Here is a 25,156-nt window from a genome sequence, read left to right as displayed (position 1 = left end):
TGGCAAGCGCAAGTGAAGCCGGCCCAAGTGAAGCCGACCCAACCGCGGCGCCGATTATGTAACCAAAGCCCAGAGCACTACGCCGCCCCGGCCAAATCGTAGAGAATAGCGGCGGCAATGATCCCAGCGCCGCCCGCCTGCCGGCGGCACATGACCATAATTCGATTTCAGTATCCGAAAGGCACTCACAAAATGAAACATCTTGTCCTTGCCGCCTGCATCGGCGCCTTCAGCCTGACCACCGCCACCGCCGTGATGGCGCAGGAACCGGCCAAGAAGACCACCACCAAGAAGAAGTCGTCGACCAAGAAGAAGGCCGCCGCCGGCGCGGCGGCCGCGGCCGGCACCGCTGCGGCGGTGGCCCCGAGCGGCGAGAAGTGGCAGTGCGAACTGGGCAACAGCCTGTATATCGCCGGCGACATGCTGCGCGACGAAATCCTGACCGTGCACTGGCAAGGCCGCGACTACAAGCTGCCGCGCCAGGCCACCGTGACCGGCGCCGACCGCTACTACGACGCCCGCACCGGCCTGGACCTGGTGGTGATCCCGAGCAAGGCCATGCTGTTCAACAAGAACCTGGGCCAGCGCCTCGCCGACGACTGCCAGAGCGCCGCCATGCAGGCCGGCGCCGCGGCCCCGACCCAGGCCGGCGGCCTGCGCGCGCCGGCCACGAGCCCGCTGCTGGTCACCCCCCCGGACGGCCAGACGATTCAGCCGGGAAGCACCCAGCAAACCGCCGCGCCCAAGCAGTAAGCCGTACCGGGGCGCTGGCGGCCGCTGCCTTGCGGCCGCCAGCGCCCTTTTTCCTTGCCGTGCCGGGTGGCGGCAAAGCCGCACCCCGGTTAGAGTATGCAGTTGCAGTGCGCTGCCTGCCTCGGACCGCGGTCAAACGCCGTGGCAGCGCACCGGGGTCTCGATTCAGGTCCGAGCCAATGCCATCGCATCATCCTTCGATCGGAGTACGGCAATGCCCCACAACCTCAAGAACACGCTAAAAGAATTCAGCATCGGCTCTTCCGGCAAGGGCCAGTATTACTCCCTGCCCCAGCTGGGCGAGGCGCTGGACCTGGACCTCGGCCGCCTGCCGGTGTCGATCCGCGTGGTGCTGGAATCGGTGCTGCGCAACTGCGACGGCAAGAAGGTCACCGAGGAACACGTCCGCCAGCTGGCCAGCTGGAAGCCCAACGCCGAGCGCGTCGACGAGATCCCGTTCGTGGTGGCGCGCGTGGTCTTGCAGGACTTCACCGGGGTGCCGCTGCTGGCCGACCTGGCGGCGATGCGCAACGTCGCCGAGAAGATGGGCAAGAACCCCAAGCAGATCGAGCCGCTGGTGCCGGTGGACCTGGTGGTCGACCACTCGGTGCAGGTCGACCACTTCCGCGAGAAAAAGGCGCTCGACCTGAACATGCAACTGGAATTCCAGCGCAACAACGAGCGCTACCAGTTCATGAAGTGGGGCATGCAGGCCTTCGACACCTTCGGCGTGGTGCAGCCGGGCTTCGGCATCGTGCACCAGGTCAACCTGGAATACCTGGCGCGCGGCGTGCACCGGAAGGACGGCGTTTACTACCCTGACACGCTGGTCGGCACCGATTCGCACACCACCATGATCAACGGCATCGGCGTGGTCGGCTGGGGCGTCGGCGGCATCGAGGCCGAGGCCGGCATGCTGGGCCAGCCGGTGTACTTCCTGACGCCGGACGTGGTCGGCGTTGAACTCAAGGGCCGGTTGCGCGAAGGCGTCACCGCCACCGACCTGGTGCTGACCATCACCGAGATGCTGCGCAAGGAAAAGGTGGTGGGCAAGTTCGTCGAGTTCTTCGGCGAAGGCACCGCCAGCCTGGCCCTGCCCGACCGCGCCACCATCGGCAACATGGCGCCCGAATACGGCGCCACCATGGGCTTCTTCCCCGTGGACGAGAAGACTATCGAATACTTCCGCGGCACCGGCCGCACCGACGAGGAAATCGCCGCGTTCGAGGGCTATTTCCGCGCGCAGAACATGTTCGGCATCCCGGCAGCCGGCGAGATCGACTACAGCAAGGTGGTGACGCTGGACCTGACCACGGTGGCGCCGTCGCTGGCGGGGCCGAAGCGCCCGCAGGACCGCATCGAGATCGGCAACGTCAAGAGCACCTTTGCCTCGCTGTTCAGCAAGCCGGTGGCCGAAAACGGCTTCAACAAGGACGCCGCCGAGCTGGGCCGCAGCTACAGCACCGCCGACGGCATCGAAGTGCGCAACGGCGACGTGCTGATCGCCGCCATCACCTCGTGCACCAACACCTCCAATCCCAGCGTGCTGCTGGGCGCCGGCCTGCTGGCCAAGAAGGCGGTGGAAGCGGGCCTGAGCGTGGCGCCGCACATCAAGACCTCGCTGGCGCCGGGCAGCCGCGTGGTCACCGAATACCTGAAGGCCGCGGGACTGCTGCCGTACCTGGAAAAGCTGGGCTTCGGCGTGACCGCCTACGGCTGCACCACCTGCATCGGCAATGCCGGCGACCTGACGCCGGAACTGAACGAGGCCATCACCAGCAACGACCTGGTCGCCGCCGCGGTGCTGTCGGGCAACCGCAATTTCGAGGCCCGCATCCACCCGAACATTCGCGCCAACTTCCTGGCGTCGCCGCCGCTGGTGGTGGCCTATGCCATCGCCGGCAATGTCACGCGCGACCTGATGACCGAGCCGGTCGGCAAGGGCAAGGACGGCCGCGACATCTGGCTGGGCGACATCTGGCCAAGCTCGGACGAGATCCACGCACTGATGAAGTACGCGATGGACGCCAAGACCTTCAAGGGCAACTACGAGCAGGTCAAGAAGCCGAGCAAGCTGTGGGGCGCGATCCAGGGCACCAAGGGCCAGGTCTACGACTGGCCCCGCTCCACCTATATCGCCGAGCCGCCGTTCTTCCAGGACTTCAGCATGGAGCCGTCGGCGGCCTCGGCCAGCGTGCGCGGCGCGCGCGCGCTGGGCATCTTCGGCGATTCGGTAACGACCGACCACATCTCCCCGGCCGGTTCGATCAAGGACACCTCGCCGGCGGGCAAGTACCTGCTGTCGCACGGCGTGCTCAAGGCCGACTTCAACAGCTATGGCTCGCGCCGCGGCAACCATGAGGTGATGATGCGCGGCACCTTCGCCAACGTGCGCATCAAGAACCTGATGATCCCGCCGACGGCGGACGGCGCGCGCGTGGAAGGCGGCATCACCATCCACCAGCCCACCGGCGAGCAGATGTCGATCTATGACGCGGCGATGAAGTATGTCGCCGAGGGCACGCCCACGGTGGTGTTCGGCGGCGAAGAGTACGGCACCGGCTCGTCGCGCGACTGGGCCGCCAAGGGCACCCAGTTGCTGGGCGTGAAGGCCGTGATTGCGCGCAGCTTCGAGCGCATCCACCGCTCCAACCTGGTCGGCATGGGCGTGCTGCCGCTGCAGTTCAAGGGCGCCGACAGCGCCCAGACGCTGGGTGTCACCGGCAACGAGACCTTCGACATCGAGGGGATCGAGGGCGACCTGAAGCCACAGCAGGACGTGGTGCTGGTGATCAAGCGCGCCAACGGCGACGTCCAGCGCGTGCCGGTGCTGCTGCGCATCGATACGCCGATCGAGGTCGACTACTACAACCACGGCGGCATCCTGCCGTTCGTGCTGCGCCAGCTGCTGGCCGCCTGAGCGCCATCCGCGCCATCGACGCCGCCTGCCGTGCCCTTTTCCAGGGCGGGGCGAGCGGCGTTTTTTCATTGGCACTTGCGACCCCGGCATCACCTGCGGCCCGGCCCGACGCGTGTAAGTTTGACGCAAGCCATGGCTGTCAAACTGTGTCGCACAAGAACGCGGCGGAACGACCGCAAGCCGGACCCCGGCATCACCCAGAACCAGGAGACACCATGGTCAAGATCCTTATCGCATTCATCGTGGTCGCCGGCGCGGCCCTCTACCTGCTGACCAAGGGCGGCAGCGACGTTTCCATTTCCGGCGAGTCGCACAGCGTCGAGAGCCACGCACCCGCAGCCCCCGCGGCGTCCGCCCCGGCCGAAAAATAATCGGCTCGCAGGCAGCAGCGTCGACACCGGCCGCACGCATATAGCGGTCTCCCTGTCAACGCAACGAAGTAGAATACCGTTTTACGCAAAAAACGGACGGTTTCTTTCTATGGCAGGTTTTCGCCCCAAGGCTTCCCCGCGACTCTCTCCCGACGCCGAGCGTCTGGTGGCCGATGCGCTCGCCCTCGACGCATCGGGCAGCCGCATGGAGGACGGATACTGGGAGCGGCGGCTTTCGCAGCGCCTTGGCCGCCTGCTGAAGAACGGTAGCCAGACCGCGCTCGACGCGGCGCTGGAGCACCTGTTCAAGCACAATGCCGACGCCTCCGACGTGCTCGCCGAGCAGGCCGAGACCCTGGCCGAATCCGCTTCGATCGAGGTCGACGGCCAGCACTATGACGCGCTGCTGATCGCCGCGCCGATCCTGGCGCACACCCGCTATGCGATCCCGTCCGGCGCGCTCAAGCCGGAACTGGCGCAGACGCTGGCGGTGCACCTGCAGGCACACGTGCTCGCCAACGCGACCAAGGTCGCACTGTCGCCCTATCTGTACAGCATCGACCAGCTGCCGCGCACGCACAGCGACACCTTCGCGCTGACGCACAAGCTGGCCGCGGCGGCACTGGCCGGCGTGGTGCCCAAGGTCGACCTGCGCGACCTGCCCGAGACCGCGCCGATCCTGGCCGATCCGCGCTACCTGCTGGCGGTGGTGGTGGCGCCGCGCGAACAGGCGCTGTTCCGCTGGCAGGAAGATGCCAAGGACCACCACGCCGAGCGCTCGACCTGCCTGGAACAATGGCGCACCCAGGTGCAGCCCTCGGTGGCGCTGTTGCTGCCGGGCTGCGAGTTCGAGCTGCTGCTGCCGGATGCGTTCTTCCTGTCCTGCCGCGAATCCGACAAGAGCATCCGCCCGCTCACCGTGCGCGCCGCGGTCAACTACCTGTGCGGCACGCTGGACATCTCCGCTGGGCAGCTGGCCGCGGTGGTGGCCGCCTTCGGCGAGGAAGTGGTCGAGGAATACCGCGTCGGCTTCACCATGCGCGGCGAAAAGGATGTGATCTACGGCATCGTCTGGCCGGTCTACGGCCGCGAGGCCGGCGAGGTCGATGCCGATGAAAAAGGCAATCCGCTCGAGCAGATCTGCGAGGAACTGCGCAATGCCGGCGTCGAGGATATCTTCCGCCACGCCGCGCTGTTCGATCCGGAATACTGCGAAGACTGCGGCACGCCGCTGTACGCCGACCGCAACGGCGAGATCGTGCACGCCGAACTGCCCGAGGACGCGCCCACGCAGCAACCGCTGTTCCACTGAGGCGCGCCGGCCGCGCCAGACAGCGAAACGGCCCGCACTGCGGGCCGTTTTTCATTGGGCGTTCAGCCGGGCTGCCGCTCGCTGACGCAGCGCCACAAGCCATGGCCGGAGGCCGCGTACTTGCGCTCGAACGGCGTCATCGGCTGCGCCGGCGCCCAGGCCTCGATCCGCGCCGGCCGTCCCACCAGTTCCAGCGCCTGCGCGAACTCGTCGATATAGATGCGCCAGTTGCTGCGGCACTCGAGATAATCACCACATGCCGCCAGCGCCGGAAACACCGCGTGCCCCTGCCAGCGTCGCCCCAGGTGGCCGATCTTCGGCCACGGGTTAGGGTACAGCACGTAGTGGCGCGCCACCGGCACCGCATCCGCCTGCAGCAGGCGCCAGACATCGACCAGGTCGGCGCGGGCCCAGCAGAAATTGGCCGGCATCGCCGCTTCGCCCCACCAGTCCTTGCCGGCGGCGAGGCGCTTTTCGGACTGGTCGACGCCGATGACGAAATGGTCGGGGAACTGCGTCGCCAGGCGCAGCGTGCTTTCGCCCACGCCGCAGCCGGCATCGAGGATCAGCGGCGCGCCGCCGGCCTGCTGCCAGCGCTGCAACGCCGCGGCCAGCTCGCGCCGGCTGGGCTCCCCGATGGGCTTGCGGAACGGCTCGGCCAAGTGGCGCGCGACGCGCGCGGCCAGGTGTTCATGGACATCGGACTGCGCCGAGACGATGGTGCGGGAATTGGCGAACATGGACGCCATTTTACCGGGCAGCCCTGCCGGCAAGGCTGCATCCATGCCACTTTAGCGGCACAATGCGGGACAAACCCGTCTGAGAACCCGTCCGCGCCGGTGCGGACCCGTACGAGGAGCCTGCCCGATGACCATGACTCACGCCCTGCCGCCGCAACATCCGCCGCGCCGACGTGCCACCCCTGCGCGCCGCGCGGTACTCCGCGCCGCCGCGGCGCTCGTCTTCGGCGGCGCCGCCTTCAGCCTGCTGCCGGCCGGCGCCGCGCATGCCGAAGACCTGCGCATCGGCCTGGCCGCCGACGTCACGTCGATGGATCCGCACTGGAACAATGCCGGCCCCAACAACGCCATCGCCCTGCATGTGTTCGAGTCGCTGGTGTTCATGGACAAGAACGCCCGCTACATCCCCGGCCTGGCGCTGTCGTGGAAGCCGGTCAACGCCATCACCTGGGAGATCAAGCTGCGTCCCAACGTGAAGTGGCACGACGGCTCGCCCTTTACCAGCGAAGACGTGAAGGCCTCGCTGGAGCGCCCGGAGAAGCTGGTCAACAGCCCGGGCTCGTTCACCAGCTACACCAAGCCGATCGCGCGCATCGACACGCCCGACCCGCTGACGGTGCGCCTGACCATGAGCGTGCCCAACTACGCCAACCTGGCCAACGACCTGAACAGCGTGCCGATCATGCCGAAAAAGGTTGCGGCCACGCTGACGCAGAACGATTTCGATTCAGGCAAGGCCATGATCGGCACCGGTCCGTTCAGGTTCGTGCGCTTTGCGCGCGGCCAGGAAATCGTGATGGCGCGCAACCCCGACTACTGGGGCCCCAAGCCCGAATGGGACCGCGCGGTATTCCGCATCATCACCGACAACGGCGCGCGCAGCGCCGCGCTGCTGGCGGGCGATGTCGACGTGATCGAGAGCGTGCCGTCGGCCGACGTCGCCAAGCTCAAACAGAATCCGAAGTTCAGGGTCGAGCAGCAGGTGTCGTGGCGCACCGTGTTCTGGCAGATGGACCAGTCGCGCGACAACCCGCCCTTCGTCACCGACAAGGCCGGCAAGCCGCTGGGAAAAAACCCGTTCAAGGACGCGCGCGTGCGCGCCGCGGTCAGCAAGGCGCTGAACCGCGACGCCATCGTCAGCCGCATCATGGAAGGGCTGGCGGTGCCGGCGTCGTCGATCGTGTCGCCGCAGATCTTCGGCCATCCCGGCACCAAACCCGAAGCCTACGACCCGGAAGGCGCGAAGAAACTGCTGGCCGCGGCCGGCTACCCCGACGGGTTCGGCCTGACGCTGCACGCCACCAACAACCGCTACCTGAACGACGCCGCGGTGGCGCAGGCCACCGCCAGCATGCTGACCCGCATCGGCATCCAGACCAAGGTGGAAACCATGCCGGTGGCGGCCTACTTCACGCGCGCGCGCCAGGGCGAGTTCGCCTTCCAGATGCTGGGCTGGGGCTCGGCCGCGGCCGACGTGGCGCTGCGCTCGATCACCGGCACGCCCAACCCGAAGACCGGCTACGGCACCTGGAACTGGGGCAAGTACAGCAACCCGCAACTGGACCAGCTGATCGAGAAGTCGCTGACCACGGTCAGCAGCGACAAGGCGCGCGAGGAAAATGCCCGCGCCGCGGCAAAATTCGCGCTGGCCGACCACGCGATCATTCCGTCGCACAGCCAGCTGGCGATGTGGGCGATGAAGAAGGGGCTGAAGTACGAGACGCGCACCGACGAGTGGTCGCTGGCGCAGTTCTTTCACAAGGAGTGAAGACGTCCGCGCGCCGAGGGTTTTCTCCTCTCTCCCGCTTGCGGGAGAGAGGCGCTCAAATCCTCAACCGCTCTTCCTGCCGCGCATTCGCCGCGCGCAGCTTCTTGACCCAGTCCCGCGCCGGCAAGCCGGTGGTGTCCTCGACCACGTCGGCGCGCGCGTCCAGCACCGCCCACGACACATCGATTTCCGGCCCGTTGAAGGCCAGCGCGATGATGTTGCCGTCATGCACTTCCGGAAACACCAGCACGCGGTTGTCGAAGGCATCGCAGATGCGTTCGATGTTCTTCGGGAAGCTGTCGTGGTCGCCGAACAGGTTGATCGTCATCACGCCGGGCGCCTTCAGCGTGCGGCGGCAGGCACGGTAGAACGCGGTGGTGTCCAGCACCGGGCCGCGCGCGGTGGCGTCGTACAGGTCGACCTGCAGCACGTCGATGGCGCCGGCGTGGGCGCCGTCCATCACGTAGTCCCAGGCGTCCTGCTCGCGCACGGTCAGGCGCGCGTCGTCCTCGCGCAGGCCGAACATGCTGCGCCCGGCGATGATCACGGCGGGATTCAGCTCCACCGCGGTCACGCGCGCGCGGTTGAACTGGCGATGGCAGAACTTGGTCAGCGCCGCGGCGCCAAGGCCCAGCTGCACCACGTGGAACTCATCGACCGACGGCGACAGGAACAGCAGCCAGGCCATCATCTGCTGCGCGTATTCCAGCTCGATCGCGTCCGGCTTGCGCAGCCGCATCGCGCCCTGCACCCACTCGGTGCCGAAGTGCAGGTAGCGCACGCCTTCCATTTCCGAGAACGTCACCGGCGCGAAGCGCGGCGTCATGCGTTTTTCTTCGCGGGCCGGCGCCTCGCCGCGGGTGCGGGTGCCGCGTGCCGGACGGCGCGAGGCCACGGCTTCAATCGATTTGCGTTTCAGTAGGGTCATGTCGTCGAGAAAGGCGTTCCCCGCCCGCGCCCGGGGGCGATGGGGGCGATTGGGAACGAACGCGGATTTACTTGCCCAGCGCCGCCTGCGCGCGCTGGAGCCAGGCGCGGTTGTGGTCGCGTGCGTGGCGCGGCCAGTGGCGGGCGTCGTGGATGATATCGGCATAGAGCTGCTGCGCGCGCTCGCGGTCGGCCGGGTCGGGCTGGGCCGCCAGCCAGTCGGCGAACAGGCAGCGCGGCGCGGCGTCGCTGGCGCTGGTCAGCGCCTGCTCGAAGGCGGCGCGCGTGCCGGCCGCGCCGGTGGCGGCCAGGGCTTGCGCGTACAGCAGGGCCGGCTCCGGCTGCTGGCGCGCATGCGGCTGGGCCGCGAACAGTTTCTCCAGCGTGGCCAGCGCGCCGGGCGCATCGCTGGTGGCGAACTGCGCCTGCGCCAGGCCCTGCAGCAGCGCGGGATCGGTCGCGAACGGGCCGTTGGCAGCCGCCTGGTAGTGCTGCAGCGCCTCGGCCGGCTCGCCGGCGGCGAGCAGCGCCGCGCCCAGGCGCATGCGGTGCGCCACCGTCGGGGCCCGATCGAAATCCGAACGGGCCTCGCGCACGGCGCGGTTGGGATCGACCAGCTGCGTGATGGCGCGCGTCGCCGCCCGCGCGCCGCGCGACTGGCGCAGCTCGGGCAGGTAGATCGCAAAGAAATAGACCACGCTGCCGAGGCCAGGGAACAGGAACAGGATCAGCAGCCAGTACATGTTCTGGTGCGTGCGCACCGCGTGCACGGCAAAGAACAGTGCAACGATGATATGGATGCTGATGCCGAAGATACGCATAGGGAGATCACCTTTGAAACCATGGCGGGCGCGCCAGCCGCCGGCATTGTGACAGAAAGGCGCGGCGGCGAGCCGGCGCAGGCGCCGGACAGGGCTGCAGACAAGGCCGCGGACAGGCCCTCAGGATGCCAGAAGCGCCTGACGGCGGCAAAAAAGCGGCCCCGGCAGCGCCGGTGTCGCAACCGGTGCCCCGGGGCCTGCTGGTTGCCGCGCGTCGCCGTGCTAGCGATAGACCAGCACCGGGATCTTGCTGTGCGTCAGCACCTTCAGCGTCTCGCTGCCGATCAGCATGCCCTGGATCCCACGCCGCCCGTGCGATGCCATCACGATCAGGTCGCAGCCCTTGTCCTCGGCGGTCTTGATGATGGCTTCATAGGGATGGTCGTTGACGGCGTAGGCGGTGTCGCACGGCACGCCCGCCGCGCTGGCTTCCTCGGCGCGCTCGCGCAGGTACTGCGTGGCGCCCGCCGCGGCTTCCTTGACGTAGGTTTCGCGCGTGTCCTCCAGCATCTCGACCTGGTAGGTCAGCACGTGGTAGTTCGGACAGACCCGCACCGCGGTGGTACGCGCCCCCATGTCCCGCGCCAGCGCGAGCGCCTTGCGGAACGCCGATTCAGACAGGTCGGAGCCATCGACCGCCAGCAGGAGATGCTTGAACATGATTGCCTCCTTGCCTGCATATTTGCCGGCTCAGGCAACTCACTTCCGATGCATTCGCGCCATGCGTCAGAAAGTGCGAGCCCGCAAGGCGCACAAGGAGCGGCCGATACTCCCGGTCTGGAATCATGGGCCGGCCCGATTCCAGTATAGGTGCGCGATGGCCCACGACAATCCGGAACGCGTCACTTCCGGGCAGGCCGATTCCATACGCCCGATGCCGGCGGCAAGCCCTCAGTCCAGCAGGCTGCGCCACAGCGCCAGCTTCTGCTCGAAGCTGCGCGCGGCGTGCGCCGGGCTGGACGATGGCAGCACCACGGTCTCGTAGCCCTGCGCGGCAAACTGCGGCGCAAAGCGGCCGGAGGTGCCGCCATTGAAGCCGATGCGCCGCAGCGCCGGCGCCAGCGCGCGCAGGCGCGTGAAATCGTTGGCCTGCGGGTAGCGGATATTGCTGTCCAGGCTGCCTTCGCGCTGGCACGCGCCCAGCACGTCCCACACGCCGATGCGATGCGCCAGCAGCCGCACCAGCCGTTCGGCATAGGGCAGTTCCGCCAGCGGCTCGCCGGTCAGCACGCCCAGCAGCGGCCAGAACTGGTTGCGCGGATGGGCGTAATACTGGCGCGCGGCCAGTGACGCGGCACCAGGAAAGCTGCCCAGCACCAGCACGCGGGTATGGGTGTCGATGACGGGTGGCAGGCCCTGGTGGCGGTCGGGTTGAGGCGGAGAGGTGTCGGGCATGGCAAGAACGCAGGCCGAGCAAATCTGCGATTGTGGACTCCCCTCTCCCATTTACTTATGGGAGAGGGGCAACCCCCATCGCGTTCGCTCAGGCCAGCAGCTTGTTCACGCGCTGCACGTAGGCTGCGGGATCTTCCAGCATGCCGCCCTCGGCCAGCAGCGCCTGGTCGAACAGCACCTGCAGGCGGTCGCTGAAGGCATCCCCTTCCGGCAAGTCACGCAGCTTCTTCACCAGCGCATGTTCCGGGTTCAGTTCCAGGATCGGCTGGGCGTCCGGCGCCTTCTGGCCGGCCTGCTTGAGCAGGCGCTGCAGGTAGCCGCTCATGTCGCCCTCGTCCGAGACCAGGCACGATGCCGACTCGGTCAGGCGCAGCGTCACGCGCACGTCCTTGGCCTTGCCGGCGAGCACGGCCTTGGCGCGCTCGACCACGTCCTTCCAGTCGGCTTCGGCCTTCTCCTGCTCGGCCTTTTCGGCCTCGTCGGCGAGCTTGCCCAGGTCGAGGTCGCCGCGCGCCACCGACACCAGTTCCTTGCCGTCGAACTCGCGCAGGAACGACAGCATCCACTCGTCGACACGGTCGGTCAGCAGCAGCACCTCGATGCCCTTCTTGCGGAACACTTCCAGATGCGGGCTGTTCTTCGCGGCGGACCAGGTGTCGGCCGTCACGTAGTAGATCTTGTCCTGCGCTTCCTTCATGCGGCCGACATAGGCCGCCAGCGACACGTTCTGCTCGGCGGTGTCGTTATGGGTCGAGGCGAAGCGCAGCAGCTTTGCCACGCGTTCCTGGTTGGCCTGGTCCTCGCCGGCGCCTTCCTTCAGCGCCTGGCCGAACTGCTGCCAGAAGGTGTCGTACTTGGCGCGCTCGGCTTCGTCCTCGCTGTCGGCCAGCGCTTCCAGCATCGACAGCACGCGCTTGGTGCAGCCCTCGCGGATCGCCTTGACGTCGCGGCTCTCCTGCAGCAGCTCGCGCGACACGTTCAGCGGCAGGTCGGCGGAATCGACCACGCCCTTGACCCAGCGCAGGTAACCCGGCAGCAGTTGGTCGGCGTCGTCCATGATGAAGACGCGCTTGACGTACAGCTTGAGCCCGGCCTTGTGGTTGCGGTCCCACAGGTCGAACGGCGCGCGCGCGGGGATGTACAGCAGCTGGGTGTATTCGCTGCGGCCCTCGACGCGGTTGTGGGTCCACGCCAGCGGGGCCTCGTTGTCGTGCGCGATGTGCTGGTAGAAGGCGGTGTACTGCTCGTCGGTGATGTCGGACTTGGCGCGGGTCCACAGCGCGCTGGCCTGGTTGACGCTCTCCCACTCGTCGGTGCGCTTGTAGCTGCTGGCTTCCGCATCCCACACTTCCTTGGGCATGCGGATCGGCAGCGAGATATGGTCCGAGTACTTCTGGATGATGCTCTTCAAGCGCCACGCCGACAGGAAGTCGTCCTCGCCCTCGCGCAGGTGCAGCGTGATGGTGGTGCCGCGCTCGGCGCGCGCGATCGCGTCGACGGTGAACTCGCCGTCGCCGGTGCTTTCCCAGCGCACCGCCTCTTCGGCGCCCAGGCCGGCGCGGCGCGTTTCCACGGTGACCTTGTCGGCGACGATGAAGGCCGAATAGAAGCCCACGCCGAACTGGCCGATCAGCGCGGCGTCCTTCTGCTGATCGCCGGACAGCTGCTGGAAGAACTCCCTGGTGCCCGAGCGGGCGATGGTGCCGAGGTTGCGGATGGCCTCGTCGCGGCTCATGCCGATGCCGTTGTCGGTGATCTTCAGCGTGCGCGCCTGCGCATCGGCCTCGATGCGGATGGCCAGGTCGGCGTCGTTCTCGAGCAGGGACGGATTCGCGATCGCCTCGAAGCGCAGCTTGTCAGTGGCGTCCGAAGCATTCGAGACCAGCTCGCGCAGGAAAATTTCCTTGTTGCTGTACAGCGAGTGGATCATCAGGTGCAGCAGCTGCTTCACTTCCGCCTGGAAGCTCATCGTCTCGTGCGGTGCGGTCATGGTTCTCCTCTTGAAAACAGGCGAATCGGGATGGGTTGGGTGGCCACGAGGGCCGTGCCGGCAAAAATAGGGACGCCCGGGCCATTTTCAAGACCCGGGGGCGCGCCGGGCACTCCGGCTACAGCCGCTCGAGCTGCCGCGCCAGGAAGCGCAGCATGTCGGGGTCGCCGCTGCTGGCGACGTTGAAGCGCATCCAGCCGGACGGCATCTGCGACGGCGAAAACAGGCTGCCGGGGGCGAACAGGTAGCCCTCTTCATGGCCGGCGGTGGTGATCGCATTGGAATCGCGGCCGGTGTCGGCCCACAGGTACATGCCGGCATGCTGGCCGGGGAACAGGCGCAGGCCCAGCCGCTCCAGCTCGCGCCGGGTATCGTCGCGGGCGCGGTCCAGCCGGGTGCGCACGCGCTCGACGTGCTTGCGGTAATGCCCTTCGGTCAGAACCTTGTACAGCACCCGCTCGTTGATTTCGGGCGTGGCCAGCCCGGCCAGCAGCTTGCTGTCGGTCAGCGCCGCGGCCGTCTCCGGATGCGCGGCGACAAAGCCGACGCGCAGGTTGGCCGCCAGCGTCTTGGAAAAGCTGCCCAGGTAGATCACCCGGCGCAGCTGGTCCAGGCTGGCCAGCCGGGTGGCGGCGTGGCCGGGCGGGCACAGGTCGCAGTAGATATCGTCCTCGACGATCAGGAAGTCGTACTGCTCGGCCATGCGCAGCAATTGAAAGGCCTTGGCGGCCGACAGCGAGGTGCCGGTCGGGTTGTGCAGCACCGAGTTGATCACGAACAGCCTGGGGCGGCGCGCCTGCACGATGCGCTCCAGCGCCTCCAGGTCCGGCCCTTCGCCGGTGTAGGGCACGCCGATCACCTGCGCGCCCTGCGCGGCAAAGCGGCCGAACATCACGAACCACGCCGGGTCGCCCACCAGCACGGTGTCGCCGGGCTGCAGGTAGAGCCGGGCGATCAGGTCGAGCGCCTGGGTGATGCCCGAGGTCAGCACGATCTGCTCGGCGCCGGCACGGATCTCCAGCTCTTCCAGCCGGGTGCGCAGCTGCTGGCGCAGCGGCAGGAAGCCCTGCGGCGTGCCGCTGGCGAGGAAGTGGTTGCCGGGCTGGCGGCCGAGCCCGCGCAGCGCGCTGGCGATCAGCTCGCCGTCGAGCCAGTCATTGGGCAGGAAGCCCAGCCCCGGCGCCTTGTGCGCCTCGGCGGTATGGAACATGCTGCGCAGCAGCCAGGTCACGTCGATCTTGCGCGCCGCCGCCGCGTCGCGCGAGACCGGCGCCGCCGGCGCGGCCGGAGCCCGCTCGCGCACGTAGAAGCCCGAGCCCCGGCGCGATTCCAGGTAGCCCAGCGCCACCAGCCGCTCGTAGGCCTCGACCACGGTAAAGCGCGAGATGCCCTTCTCCTGCGCCAGCTGCCGGATCGACGGCATGCGCATGCCGGCGCGGAACACGCGCTCGTCGATGCGCATGCGCGCCCATTCGGTCAGTTGCTCGACCAGCGTCATCTGCGCCGACGGCACCGGGTCCGGCAAGCGCGCGGTGGACGGCAGCACCAGCTGCAGCGCGCGCGCGGGTGCCGGGCTGGCAGGGGCGCCGGCAGTGGCACCACCAGCGGCCGGCGCGCCGCCTCGGCTATCCTTCTGGCGGGCCACGGCGGCGCTGTCGCCGCCGGCGTCGCCCTTGCTGGTGTGGGCATCCATGTGCTGCTCCTGCAACTGTACTGAAGACGATCCGTGCAACTGTACCGGTACTGTACCGAGTACCTTGTCTACCATCAAGCCAAGATGAAGCTAGCCCTCGATCACCTCGTTGTTGCCGCGCCAGACCTCGACGCCGGCACGGACTACGTTGCCGGCGTGCTGGGCGTTGCGCCCCAGGGCGGCGGCGCGCATGCGGCCATGGGCACGCACAACCGCGTGCTGGGCCTGTTCGGCGGCATCTACCTGGAAGTGATCGCGATCGATCCGGCCGCCGCCGCGCCGGCACGGCCGCGCTGGTTCGGCCTGGACACCGAAGCGGTCCAGCAGCGCCTGCGCGATGGCCCGTTCCTGCTGCACTGGGCCGCGCGCGTGGACCGGCCCGCCGACCTGAGCCGCTGGCAGGCGCAGTATCCCGAACGCATCGCCCCCGTCATCCCCATGCGCCGCGGCAGCCTGCACTGGCGCATCACCGTCCCCGCCGACGGCAGCCTGCCGGCCTGGCCCGGCGAAGCCGGCAGCGCCGGCGACGGCGCGCTGCCCAGCCTGATCCAGTGGGACGTGACCCCCGCCCCCGGCGCCAGCCTGCCGCGGCAGGACCTGGCACTGCGCCGGCTGTGCGCGCGCCACCCGCGCGCCGAACTGCTGCGCCAGGGGCTGGCCTGGCTGGGCGCGGACCACCTGCTCGTGGTGGAGCAGGACGACGGCCCGCCCGGACTGTTTGCCGAGATCGAAACCGCGCAGGGCATCCGCACCCTGCGCTAGCCGTCCCCACACCAAGCCCCAAGGAGCCCCCGATGTCCGCTACCCGCAAGCGTTTCGACGACGACCCGTACCTCGACCACTGCGCCGCCACCGTGGTGGCTGCCAGCGCCGAGGGCATCGAGCTCGACGAGACCGTGTGCTATGCGCGCAGCGGCGGCCAGGCCGGCGACACCGCCACGCTGACGCTGGCCGACGGGCGCACCGTGGCCATCGTCGATACGGTCTACGCCGACGACCGCCGCCGCATCCTGCATGTGCCGGCCGCCGAGGCGCCGCTGCCGCGTGTGGGCGAGCGCGTCACCGTGGCGATCGACTGGGACCGCCGCCACCGGCTGATGCGGCTGCACACCTGCCTGCACCTGCTGGGCTCGCTGATCCCGGTGCCGGTGACCGGCTGCGGCATCTCGCCGGACACCGCACGCATCGACTTCGACCTGCCCGAATCCACGCTCGACAAGGCCGACCTGAGCGAGCGCCTGAACGCGCTGATCCGCGCCAACACCGCGGTGCGCACCACCCTGATCACGCCGCAGGAACTGGCCGCCCAGCCCGACCTGGTGCGCACCATCGGCGCCGCGCCGCCGGCGGGCACGGCCAGCATCCGCATCATCGAGATCCCCGGCGTCGACCGCCAGCCGTGCGGCGGCACGCACGTGGCCAACACCGGCGAGATCGGCGCGGTGGTGGTGACGAAGATCGAAAAGAAAAGCCGCACCAACCGGCGCGTGGCGGTGGCGTTCGCATGACCGCTTCCGCACTGCTCACGGAGCTGCTCACCGGGCTGAGCGCGGCGCAGTTCGCGGCGCTGCTGACGCTGCTGACGGTGGGCCTGTTCACGCCGGGACCCAACACCACCATCGCCGCGGTGACCGGCGCCAACTTCGGCCTGCGCGCCACGCTGCCGCACTGCGTCGGCGTCGCCTTCGGCTTTGCCAGCATCCTGGCACTGTGCGCGCTGGGCGTGGGCGCGCTGGTGCTGGGCCAGCCCGCGCTGGCCGCCGCGGTGCACGCGGCCGGCGTCGCCTACCTGCTGTGGCTGGCGTGGAAGATCGCGCGCAGCACCGCGCTGGCCGAAAAACAGGTGCTGCGCCCGCTCAGCGTGTGGCAGTCGGCGGCGCTGCAGTACGCCAATATCAAGGCGTGGATGCTGGCGCTGGCGGTGGCGGCGTCGTACATGGCGGGCGCGGCGTCGCCGGTGCAGCGCGTGCTGCTGGTGTGCGGCGTGTTCGGCGTGCTGGGTTTCGTCAGCAACGGCGTCTATGGCGCGGTGGGCGCGTCGCTGCGGCAGTGGCTGCAGCACGGCCAGCGCGTGCGCTGGTTCAACCGCGCCATGGGCGCGGCGCTGGCGCTGACGGCGCTGTGGATTGCGGTCGGGGCCCGCCCCGGCATTCCCGCGACAACCTGACCCCACGATCGACATCCCCTGACAACACAGAGGCCAACCATGCCCGCCAGCCGCCCCGCTCCGCCACCGCCCTTGTCATCGACGACACCTCCGGCTCCTGCCGTGCCGGCCTCCGGCGGCATGCTGCTGGGCCTGATCGGCGTGGCGATCTTCAGCCAGACCCTGCCGTTCACGCGCATGGCGGTGGCCGAACTGAACCCGATCTTCGTCGCGCTGGCGCGGGCCGTGCTGGCCGCGCTGCTGGCGCTGGCGCTGCTGGCCTGGCGCGGCGCGCTGCGCGCGGGCCGGCGCCCGCGCGGCGGGCAATGGGCGCGGCTGGCCGTGACCGCGCTGGGCGTGGTGGCGGGCTTTCCGCTGTTTTCTTCGCTGGCCATGCGCGAGGTGCCGGCCAGCCACGGCGCCATCGTGATCGGGCTGCTGCCGCTCGCGACCGCGGTGTTCGCCGCGTGGTTCGGGCGCGAGCGGCCGTCGGCGGCATTCTGGCTGTCGGCGCTGGCCGGCAGCGCGCTGGTGGTCGGCTTTGCCGTATGGCAGGGGGCCGGCGGCCTGCAGCATGCCGACTGGTTCCTGTTCGGCGCGGTGCTGCTGGGCGCGCTGGGCTATGCCGAAGGCGGCAAGCTGTCGCGCGAGCTGGGCGGACTCGAAACCATCAGCTGGGCGCTGGTGGTATCGCTGCCGGTGCTGGTGCCGGCGGTGGCCTGGCTGACGCTGCGCGACCTGCCGGCGATCGCCGCGGCGTCGCCGCGGGCCTGGGGCGGCATGGCCTATGTTTCGGTGTTCTCGATGTTCGTCGGCTTTCTTTTCTGGTACGCCGGTCTGGCAAAAGGCGGCGTGGCCCGCGTCGGCCAGATACAATTGCTGCAGCCGTTCCTGACGCTGGCGGGCGGCGCGCTGATCCTGTCCGAGCCGCTCGACGCTGCCACCATCGCCTTCGCGGTGGCGGTGATTGCCGTCGTGGCCCTTGGCCGCCGCGCCGCCGTGCAGCAATCCGCACCTCCCCAGGAACCCTCACCGATCCTTCCCGGACGCATTCACTGACTGGAGCCTACATGTCCCAAACCTCGGTCTACGATACCCTTGCCCGCCTCGGCATCGAACTGCCGGCCGTCAGCGCCCCCGCCGCCGCCTACGTGATGGCCGCGCAGACCGGCAACACCGTGTTCCTGTCCGGCCATATCGCGCGCAAGGACGGCAAGGTATGGACCGGCAAGCTGGGCCAGGACATCGACACCGAAACCGGCAAGGCCGCCGCCCGCGCCGTCGCCGTCGATCTGCTGGCGACGCTGCACGCGCATGTCGGCGACCTGAACCGCGTCACCCGCATCGTCAAGGTGATGAGCCTGGTCAATTCGACCACCGACTTCACCGAGCAGCACCTGGTCACCAACGGCGCTTCCGAACTGCTGGCCGAAGTCTTCGGCGACAAGGGCAAGCACGCGCGCAGCGCGTTCGGCGTGGCGCAGGTGCCGCTGGGCGCATGCGTCGAGATCGAACTGATCGCCGAAGTGCAGGGCTGAAGCTTTATCGTTGACTGAGCGGCAGGCCGTTGCCGTGCCGCTCTCCCAAGAATCACCGCAGACTAGAGACACATCATGAAATGGGCCATTTCCCGCCGGGCGCAGCAACTCACCAGCTCGGCCATCCGCGAAATCCTTAAGGTCACCGAGCGTCCGGAAGTCATTTCGTTCGCCGGCGGCCTGCCGTCGCCGGCCTCGTTCCCGGTAGCGGCGATGGAAGCCGCGACGGCCCGCGTGTTCGCCGACAACCCGCAGGCGGCGCTGCAATACGCCGCCACCGAAGGCTACCTGCCGCTGCGCGAGTTCGTCGCGCGGCGCCATGACGTGTCGGTCGAGCGCGTACTGATCACTACCGGCTCGCAGCAGGCGCTGGACCTGATCGCCAAGGTGATGATCGACCCGGGCAGCAAGGTGATGGTGGAAACCCCCAGTTACCTCGGCGCGCTGCAGGCGTTCTCGCTGTTCGAGCCGGAATTCGTCTCGATCCCCAGCGACGACAAGGGCCTGCTGCCCGAGGCGCTGACGCCCGAGCTGACCGCCGGCGCGCGCTTCCTGTACGCCCTGCCCAACTTCCAGAACCCGACCGGGCGCCGCCTGCCGCTGGAACGCCGCCAGGCGCTGGTGGCGCGCGCGCAGGAACAGGGCGTGCTGGTGGTCGAGGACGATCCGTACGGCGCGCTCAGCTACACCGGCGACCAGCTGCCGAGCCTGCTGTCGATGAACCCCGACGGCGTGATCTACATGGGCTCTTTCTCGAAGATCCTGGCCCCCGGCATGCGCCTGGGCTACGTGATCGCCCCGCCCGAGCTGCATTTCAAGCTGTGCCAGGCCAAGCAGGCCTCGGACCTGCACACGCCCACCTTCACCCAGCGCGTGGCCTACGAGACCGTGCGCGACGGCCTGCTCGACACCCACATCCCGACCATCCGCGAGCTCTACGGCAAGCAGTGCCAGACCATGCTGGATGCGCTCGCGCGCCACATGCCCGAAGGCGTCAGCTGGAATGCGCCCGAAGGCGGCATGTTCATCTGGATGGAGTTGCCCGAAGGCCTGGACAGCATGGTGATCCTGGAAGAAGCGGTGAAGCGCAACGTCGCCTACGTGCCGGGCGCGCCGTTCTACGCCAACAACCCGAAGCGCAACGCGCTGCGCCTGGCCTTCGTCACGGTGCCGGCGGAGCGCATCGAGCAGGGCGTGGCGATCCTCGGCGAGCTGTTCCGCGAAGCCATCGCCGCGGCGCGCCAGCCGCGTGCGGCCTGAAGCCACGGGTAAACGGGCGAAACGGGCGCACCTGACTTGGGAGACGACATGTTGCGTATCTGGGGCCGGCTTTCCTCCATCAACGTGCAGAAGGTGGTCTGGTGCGCGCGCGAGCTGCACCTGGACCATGAGCGCGTCGATATCGGCGTGACCAAGGGCGACCTCGACACCGAGGCCTACGTGCGCCTGAACCCGAACCGCCAGATCCCCGTGATCGAGGATTTCCGCGGCACCGACGTGGGCGGCGAGCCCTTCGTGCTGTGGGAGTCCAATGCGATCGTGCGCTATCTGTGCGCACGCTACGGCGAAGGCACGCTGTGGCCCGAGGACGTGAAGGCGCGCGCCTCGGCCGACCGCTGGATGGACTGGCAGACCACCGCCTTCAGCCCGGCGATGGTGACGGCGTTCCTGAACCTGGTGCGCAAGCCCGAAGCCGAGCGCGATCCGGCCGCCATCGAGGCCTCGTGCGAGCGCACCGAGCCGCTGGCCGCGCTGCTGGACCGGGCGCTGGCCGGGCGCGAATTCATCGGCGGCGACCGCTTCACCATGGCCGACATCTCGCTGGCCTGCGCCGCGCACCGATGGATGGGGCTGCCGCGCCAGCACCAGCCGCGCCCCGAGCTGGAGCGCTGGCTCAACGCCATGCGCGGCCGCCCCGCCGCGGGCGGCATCCTGGAACTGCCGCTGCGCTGAGCCGCGGCAGTTTTTTCACCCGCCCTGCTACTTCGGCGCGCGCGAGCCCGACGCCGCCGTGAATACTCCCAACCCGATAAAGGCCATGCCGGTCAGGTAGCGGCCCAGCGCGCGCGCCCGGCCGGCACGGCGCAGCGCCGGCATCACTGCGGCGGCGGCCATCACGTAGCAGGCATCCGTGGTCGCGGCGATCAGCACGAAGGCCACGCCCAGCGCCAGGCTCTGCGCCAGCGCCGAGCCCGCGGGGTTCATGAACTGCGGCAGGAAGGCCGCGAAGAAGATCGCGGTCTTGGGGTTGAGCAGCGCCACCACGAAGCCATCGCGCACCACCTGGCGCAGGCTGCGCGGCGACACTTCCGGGGCGCCGTCAGCGCCGCTGGTGCCGCCACCGCGCAGCGCGCGAATACCAAGCCAGATCAGGTAGGCCGCCCCCGCGTACTTGACCACCGTGAACGCCAGCGCCGACACCGAGAACAGCACCGCCAGTCCCAACGAGGCACCGATGGCATTGCCCAGGTTGCCCAGCGCCACCGCGCCGATCGAGGCCAGCCCGGCCTGCCGCCCCTGCGCCAGCGTGCGCGTGACGATATAGACCACGGCCGGGCCCGGCGTGATCGCCAGCGCCAGGCTGGCCACCACGAAGGCCATCAGCAACGGCCACGGCGGAAGGAATTCAGTCATGGGAACCTCGCCTCGAAGTGGGATGGCGCCGGCGGGTATGCTGGCGCGCTGCCCGCCAGTATGGCGCCATGGCCGCGCCCGCGCCAGCCGGCCGGAATCGTCGCCAGCGCCAGTCATGCGGGCGCGCGGCTGGCTTGCATACTTTTGCAACGGGCGCCGTTTAGAGTACTCTGGCCGGGTGTGCCGCAAGGGCCCCATGTGCGCCGCCATGCTCCCCGGGCAAACCCTGATCCCTGAATGTGGCTCATCGCGATCATGACGCGATGTACGGCAGGCGCCGTCGAGCACTTTTTTAAAATCCTTGTTCTTTGCCGGCGCGGCGGATACCGCACGCAAGTGCAAAGCGCATGCGGGAGTTCCAGGGCACGCAGATCGCCCGGGCGCCCGAGCCAAACCAGAGGAGGATTTCGAACGTGTGGAGTCAAGTCTATGACCCGCTAGGCAATATGGCGCTGTCGACCATTGCCGCGGGCATTCCCGTCGCCGTGCTGCTGGCAGCGCTGGCGTTCTTTCATATGCAGGCGCACCTGGCGGCCGGCCTGGCGCTGCTGATCGGCATCGTGGTGGCCTCGACCGTGTTCGGCATGCCGGCGGCCATGGCCGGCAAGGCGGCGGGGCTGGGCATCGTCTCTGGGCTGTTCCCGATCGGCTGGATCGTGCTGAACATCATCTTCCTGCACCGGCTCACCACGCTGAACGGATCCTTCAAGGTCTTGCAGAACTCGATCTCCGGCATCACCGAAGACCGCCGCCTGCAGCTGCTGCTGGTGGCGTTCAGCTTCGGCGCCTTCTTCGAGGGCGCGGCCGGCTTCGGCACGCCGGTGGCCGTGACCGGCGCGATCCTGATCGGTTTGGGCTTCTCGCCGCTGGCGGCCTCGGGCCTGGCGCTGATCGCCAACACCGCGCCGGTGGCCTACGGCGCGCTGGGCGCGCCCATCATCGGGCTGGCGTCGGTGACCGGGCTGGACCTGCTCGACCTGTCGGCGATGATCGGGCGCCAGTTGCCGTTCTTCTCGGTGCTCGTGCCGTTCTGGCTGATCTGGGCCTTTGCCGGCTTCCGCGGCATGCTGGCGATCTGGCCGGCGATCCTGGTGGCGGGCGTGAGCTTCGCCGTGCCGCAATATCTGGTGTCGAACTTCCACGGCCCGTGGCTGGTGGACGTGATCGCCGCGCTGGTGTCGATGGGCGCGCTGACGCTGTTCCTGAAGGTCTGGCATCCGAAGGAAATCTGGACCTCGACCAAGATCCTCGGCCGCCACGACGACTCCAAGGTCGACCACCCCGAGGCGCTGGAAGCCGACGCCCGCGCCAGCGCCGCCTCGGCCGGGATCTCGGTGGCCCGGGCCTGGATGCCGTGGGTGATCCTGACGGTGTTCGTCTTTGTCTGGGGCATCCCCGAGTTCAAGAAGCTGATGGATAGCCTGTGGGCCTGGAAATTCCCGGTGCCGGGGCTCGACAAGGCCATCGTCAAGGTGCCGCCGGTGGTGCCGAAGGAAGTCATCGAAGGCGCGGTGTTCAACTTCAACGTGCTGTCGATGGCCGGCACCGGCATCTTCGTCTCGGCCATCGCCGGTGGCCTGCTGATGGGCTACACGGTGCCGCGCCTGTTGCGCGAGTACTGGGAGACCATCAAGCTGGTGCGCTACTCGCTGCTGACCATCTGCGCCATGTTCGGCGTCGGCTACCTGACCCGCTACTCGGGCCTCGATGCCACGCTGGGCCTGGCCTTCGCGCACACCGGCGTGTTCTACCCGCTGTTCGGCACCATGCTGGGCTGGCTGGGGGTGGCGCTGACCGGCTCGGACACCGCCTCGAACGTGCTGTTCGGCGGCCTGCAGAAGACCACCGCCGAACAGCTGGGCCTGTCGCCGGTGCTGATGGCTTCGGCCAACAGCTCGGGCGGCGTGATGGGCAAGATGATCGACGCGCAGTCGATCGTGGTCGCGTCGACAGCGACCAAGTGGTACGGCCACGAGGGCGACATCCTGCGCTACGTGTTCTTCCACTCGATCGTGCTGGCGATCCTGGTGGGCCTGTTCGTGACGCTGCAGGCCTACGTGCCGCCGTTCACGCATATGGTGATCCACCACCCCTGAGGCGCGCTTCCACGCCCCTGCCGCTGCAGCGGTTTCGGCATGGCGTTTCAGACCAGGCCCCGCCCCCGGCGGGGCTTTTCCATTGGGCAAGGCGCGTATCATGTTGCGTCGGATCCGCCGCAAGCGCCCGGCATCCCACCAGGACGAGCGGGCGTGCCGTGGCACACAACGGGAACCCTGCCATGTTGCGTCGCCTGGAAAGACTGATCGACCCCTTCCGCCATATGCCGGACCGCGAGCCGCCGGGCCAGGTGCTGCGCTTCTACACGTGGTACCTGCGCGAGGTCTGGGGCGTGTTCGTGCTGCTGTTGCTGGTGGGCCTGGTCGGCGCGCTGATCGAGGTGGCACTGTTCAGCTTCCTCGGCCGGCTGGTCGACATGGCACAGACCACGCCCGGCGCCGAGTTCTTCAGCCGGCACCGCAACGAGCTGGTGTGGATGGCGGTGGTCGCGGTGCTGCTACGGCCCATCTTCTTCGGGCTTCACGACGTGCTGGTGCACCAGGTGATCAGCCCCAGCCTGTCCAACCTGATCCGCTGGCAGAACCACCGCTACGTGCTCAAGCAGAGCCTGTCGTTCTTCCAGAACGACTTTGCCGGGCGCATCGCCCAGCGCATCATGCAGACCGGCTTCTCGCTGCGCGATTCCGCGGTGCAGGCGGTCGACGCGCTGTGGCACGTGGCGATCTACGCGGTCAGTTCGCTGGTGCTGTTCGCGCAGGCCGACTGGCGCCTGATGATCCCGCTGCTGCTGTGGATGGTCTGCTACGTGGCCGCGCTGCTGTACTTCGTGCCGCGCGTGAAGCAGCGCTCGGTGGTCGCCACCGAATCGCGCTCGCGGCTGATGGGGCGCATCGTCGACGGCTACACCAATATCACCACGCTCAAGCTGTTCGCGCATACCCGGCAGGAAGAAGACTACGCGCGCGATGCCATGGCCGAGCAGACCGAGAAGACGCGGCAGGCCGGGCGCATGGTCAGCGGCATGGACGTCACCATCACCGCGATGAACGGCGCGCTGATCGCCGGCACCACCGGGCTGGCGGTGTGGCTGTGGAGCACCGGCCATGTCACCACCGGCGCGATCGCGCTGACCACCGGGCTGGTGATCCGCATCAACAATATGTCGGGCTGGATCATGTGGGTGGTCAACGGCATCTTCGAGAACGTCGGGCAGGTGCAGGACGGCATGCAGACCATCGCGGTGCCGCGCCAGGTCACCGACCGCGCCAACGCGCAGCCGCTGCGCGTCACGCACGGCGAAGTCCGCTTCGAGGGGGTCGGGTTCCACTACGGCAAGGGCTCGGGCGTGATCGAGGGCGTCAACCTGACGGTGCGGCCGGGCGAGAAGATCGGGCTGGTCGGACCTTCGGGCGCGGGCAAGTCGACGCTGGTCAACCTGCTGCTGCGGCTCTACGACGTGGAGCGCGGCCGCATCCTGATCGATGGCCAGGACATCGCCACGGTGACGCAGGAAAGCCTGCGCGCGCAGATCGGCATGGTCACGCAGGACACTTCGCTGCTGCACCGCTCGATCCGCGAAAACCTGCTCTACGGCAAGCCCTCCAGCACGGACGCCGAACTGGCCGCCGCGCTGCACCGCGCCCGCGCCGACGAGTTCATTCCCCATCTGGTCGATGCCCACGGCAACACCGGGCTGGAGGCGCAGGTCGGCGAGCGCGGCGTGAAGCTGTCAGGCGGCCAGCGCCAGCGCATCGCGATCGCCCGGGTGCTGCTCAAGAACGCGCCGATCCTGATCCTGGACGAAGCCACGTCCGCGCTGGACTCCGAAGTGGAAGCCGCGATCCAGGAAAGCCTCGAAACGCTGATGCAGGGCAAGACCGTGATCGCGATCGCGCACCGGCTGTCGACCATCGCACGGATGGACCGGCTGGTGGTGCTGGACAACGGGCATATCGTGGAGAGCGGCACGCACGCGGAATTGCTGGCGCATGGGGGACTGTATGCGCGGCTGTGGGCGCATCAGACGGGGGGGTTCGTGGGGGTGGATTGACCCGCTTGTTTGCTCCCCTCTCCCGCTTGCGGGAGAGGGG

Annotated in this window: 22 protein-coding genes; 14 read left to right on the top strand and 8 right to left on the bottom strand. The window is 68.5% G+C overall.

Annotated elements, in window-relative coordinates; translation table 11 throughout:
* The first annotated feature begins 192 nt into the window (after positions 1–192).
* The 4 genes from MKD38_RS08925 (at position 193) to MKD38_RS08910 (ending at position 5,356) form a co-directional block, all read left to right on the top strand.
* Complete coding sequence (locus tag MKD38_RS08925; protein WP_252675948.1) at positions 193–753, top strand: hypothetical protein; 561 nt, start codon at positions 193–195, stop codon at positions 751–753.
* A gap of 214 nt (positions 754–967) precedes the next feature.
* The gene (gene acnA / locus MKD38_RS08920; protein WP_252675946.1) at positions 968–3,673 is read left to right on the top strand and encodes an aconitate hydratase AcnA; all 2,706 of its coding nucleotides are present in this window, start codon (positions 968–970) and stop codon (positions 3,671–3,673) included.
* Between the two features lie 215 nt (positions 3,674–3,888).
* Entirely contained in the window at positions 3,889–4,044 is a 156-nt protein-coding gene (locus tag MKD38_RS08915) for a hypothetical protein (RefSeq protein WP_165835099.1), read from the top strand.
* Positions 4,045–4,153: 109 nt separating this feature from the next.
* On the top strand, positions 4,154–5,356 hold the full coding sequence (locus tag MKD38_RS08910) for a DUF2863 family protein (protein WP_252675944.1): 1,203 nt from the start codon (positions 4,154–4,156) through the stop codon (positions 5,354–5,356).
* Positions 5,357–5,418: 62 nt separating this feature from the next.
* On the opposite strand, the gene trmB is transcribed toward MKD38_RS08910, so the two are convergent.
* On the bottom strand, positions 5,419–6,105 hold the full coding sequence (trmB, locus tag MKD38_RS08905) for a tRNA (guanine(46)-N(7))-methyltransferase TrmB (protein WP_252675988.1): 687 nt from the start codon (positions 6,103–6,105) through the stop codon (positions 5,419–5,421).
* Between the two features lie 118 nt (positions 6,106–6,223).
* Here trmB and MKD38_RS08900 point away from each other — a divergent pair, with 118 nt between their 5' ends.
* Positions 6,224–7,864, top strand: a complete 1,641-nt coding sequence (locus MKD38_RS08900) for an ABC transporter substrate-binding protein (protein WP_252675942.1) — start codon at positions 6,224–6,226, stop codon at positions 7,862–7,864.
* Positions 7,865–7,919: 55 nt separating this feature from the next.
* Here the strand turns inward: MKD38_RS08900 and MKD38_RS08895 are convergent, their stop codons facing one another.
* The 6 genes from MKD38_RS08895 to MKD38_RS08870 all read right to left on the bottom strand — a co-directional run bounded on the left by MKD38_RS08895 (position 7,920) and on the right by MKD38_RS08870 (position 14,690).
* Positions 7,920–8,792, bottom strand: coding sequence for a class I SAM-dependent methyltransferase (locus MKD38_RS08895; RefSeq protein WP_252675940.1), 873 nt, complete (start codon positions 8,790–8,792; stop codon positions 7,920–7,922).
* A gap of 67 nt (positions 8,793–8,859) precedes the next feature.
* Positions 8,860–9,612 (bottom strand): hypothetical protein, encoded by a 753-nt coding sequence (locus tag MKD38_RS08890; RefSeq protein ID WP_252675938.1) that lies wholly within the window; start codon positions 9,610–9,612, stop codon positions 8,860–8,862.
* Positions 9,613–9,834: 222 nt separating this feature from the next.
* The gene (locus MKD38_RS08885; protein WP_111521449.1) at positions 9,835–10,272 is read right to left on the bottom strand and encodes a universal stress protein; all 438 of its coding nucleotides are present in this window, start codon (positions 10,270–10,272) and stop codon (positions 9,835–9,837) included.
* Positions 10,273–10,503: 231 nt separating this feature from the next.
* On the bottom strand, positions 10,504–11,007 hold the full coding sequence (locus tag MKD38_RS08880) for a DNA-deoxyinosine glycosylase (protein WP_252675937.1): 504 nt from the start codon (positions 11,005–11,007) through the stop codon (positions 10,504–10,506).
* 88 nt (positions 11,008–11,095) lie between these two features.
* Positions 11,096–12,997 (bottom strand): molecular chaperone HtpG, encoded by a 1,902-nt coding sequence (gene htpG / locus MKD38_RS08875; RefSeq protein ID WP_252675935.1) that lies wholly within the window; start codon positions 12,995–12,997, stop codon positions 11,096–11,098.
* Positions 12,998–13,115: 118 nt separating this feature from the next.
* Positions 13,116–14,690 carry an aminotransferase-like domain-containing protein gene (locus MKD38_RS08870; RefSeq protein ID WP_252675933.1) on the bottom strand — a complete coding sequence of 525 codons (1,575 nt, stop codon included), beginning with the start codon at positions 14,688–14,690 and terminating at the stop codon, positions 13,116–13,118.
* 84 nt (positions 14,691–14,774) lie between these two features.
* Between MKD38_RS08870 and MKD38_RS08865 the strand changes: the two genes are divergently transcribed.
* The 7 genes from MKD38_RS08865 to MKD38_RS08835 all read left to right on the top strand — a co-directional run bounded on the left by MKD38_RS08865 (position 14,775) and on the right by MKD38_RS08835 (position 20,327).
* Positions 14,775–15,452, top strand: coding sequence for a VOC family protein (locus MKD38_RS08865; RefSeq protein ID WP_252675931.1), 678 nt, complete (start codon positions 14,775–14,777; stop codon positions 15,450–15,452).
* A 32-nt stretch (positions 15,453–15,484) separates the two neighbouring features.
* Positions 15,485–16,198, top strand: coding sequence for an alanyl-tRNA editing protein (locus MKD38_RS08860; RefSeq protein ID WP_252675930.1), 714 nt, complete (start codon positions 15,485–15,487; stop codon positions 16,196–16,198).
* Positions 16,195–16,857 (top strand): LysE family translocator, encoded by a 663-nt coding sequence (locus tag MKD38_RS08855; protein ID WP_252675927.1) that lies wholly within the window; start codon positions 16,195–16,197, stop codon positions 16,855–16,857. The genes MKD38_RS08860 and MKD38_RS08855 overlap by 4 nt, the downstream gene beginning before the upstream one ends.
* Before the next feature lie 120 nt (positions 16,858–16,977).
* Entirely contained in the window at positions 16,978–17,895 is a 918-nt protein-coding gene (locus MKD38_RS08850; protein ID WP_252675986.1) for a DMT family transporter, read from the top strand.
* Between the two features lie 11 nt (positions 17,896–17,906).
* The gene (locus tag MKD38_RS08845; protein ID WP_252675925.1) at positions 17,907–18,374 is read left to right on the top strand and encodes a RidA family protein; all 468 of its coding nucleotides are present in this window, start codon (positions 17,907–17,909) and stop codon (positions 18,372–18,374) included.
* Positions 18,375–18,449: 75 nt separating this feature from the next.
* Positions 18,450–19,634: an aminotransferase-like domain-containing protein gene (locus tag MKD38_RS08840; RefSeq protein WP_252675923.1), complete on the top strand. Its 1,185-nt coding sequence runs from the start codon at positions 18,450–18,452 to the stop codon at positions 19,632–19,634.
* Between the two features lie 48 nt (positions 19,635–19,682).
* Positions 19,683–20,327 (top strand): glutathione S-transferase family protein, encoded by a 645-nt coding sequence (locus tag MKD38_RS08835; protein WP_252675920.1) that lies wholly within the window; start codon positions 19,683–19,685, stop codon positions 20,325–20,327.
* 27 nt (positions 20,328–20,354) lie between these two features.
* On the opposite strand, the gene MKD38_RS08830 is transcribed toward MKD38_RS08835, so the two are convergent.
* Positions 20,355–21,008, bottom strand: coding sequence for a LysE family translocator (locus MKD38_RS08830; protein WP_252675918.1), 654 nt, complete (start codon positions 21,006–21,008; stop codon positions 20,355–20,357).
* A 413-nt stretch (positions 21,009–21,421) separates the two neighbouring features.
* Between MKD38_RS08830 and MKD38_RS08825 the strand changes: the two genes are divergently transcribed.
* Together MKD38_RS08825 and MKD38_RS08820 are read left to right on the top strand one after the other, a co-directional pair.
* On the top strand, positions 21,422–23,104 hold the full coding sequence (locus MKD38_RS08825; RefSeq protein WP_252675916.1) for an L-lactate permease: 1,683 nt from the start codon (positions 21,422–21,424) through the stop codon (positions 23,102–23,104).
* Positions 23,105–23,286: 182 nt separating this feature from the next.
* Positions 23,287–25,116: an ABC transporter ATP-binding protein gene (locus MKD38_RS08820; RefSeq protein WP_252675914.1), complete on the top strand. Its 1,830-nt coding sequence runs from the start codon at positions 23,287–23,289 to the stop codon at positions 25,114–25,116.
* Positions 25,117–25,156 lie beyond the last annotated feature (40 nt).

Origin of the sequence: Cupriavidus sp. WGlv3, assembly GCF_023952475.1 — a bacterium.
GTDB lineage: Bacteria > Pseudomonadota > Gammaproteobacteria > Burkholderiales > Burkholderiaceae > Cupriavidus > Cupriavidus phytorum.
This window is presented reverse-complemented; position numbering and strand designations above follow the sequence as displayed.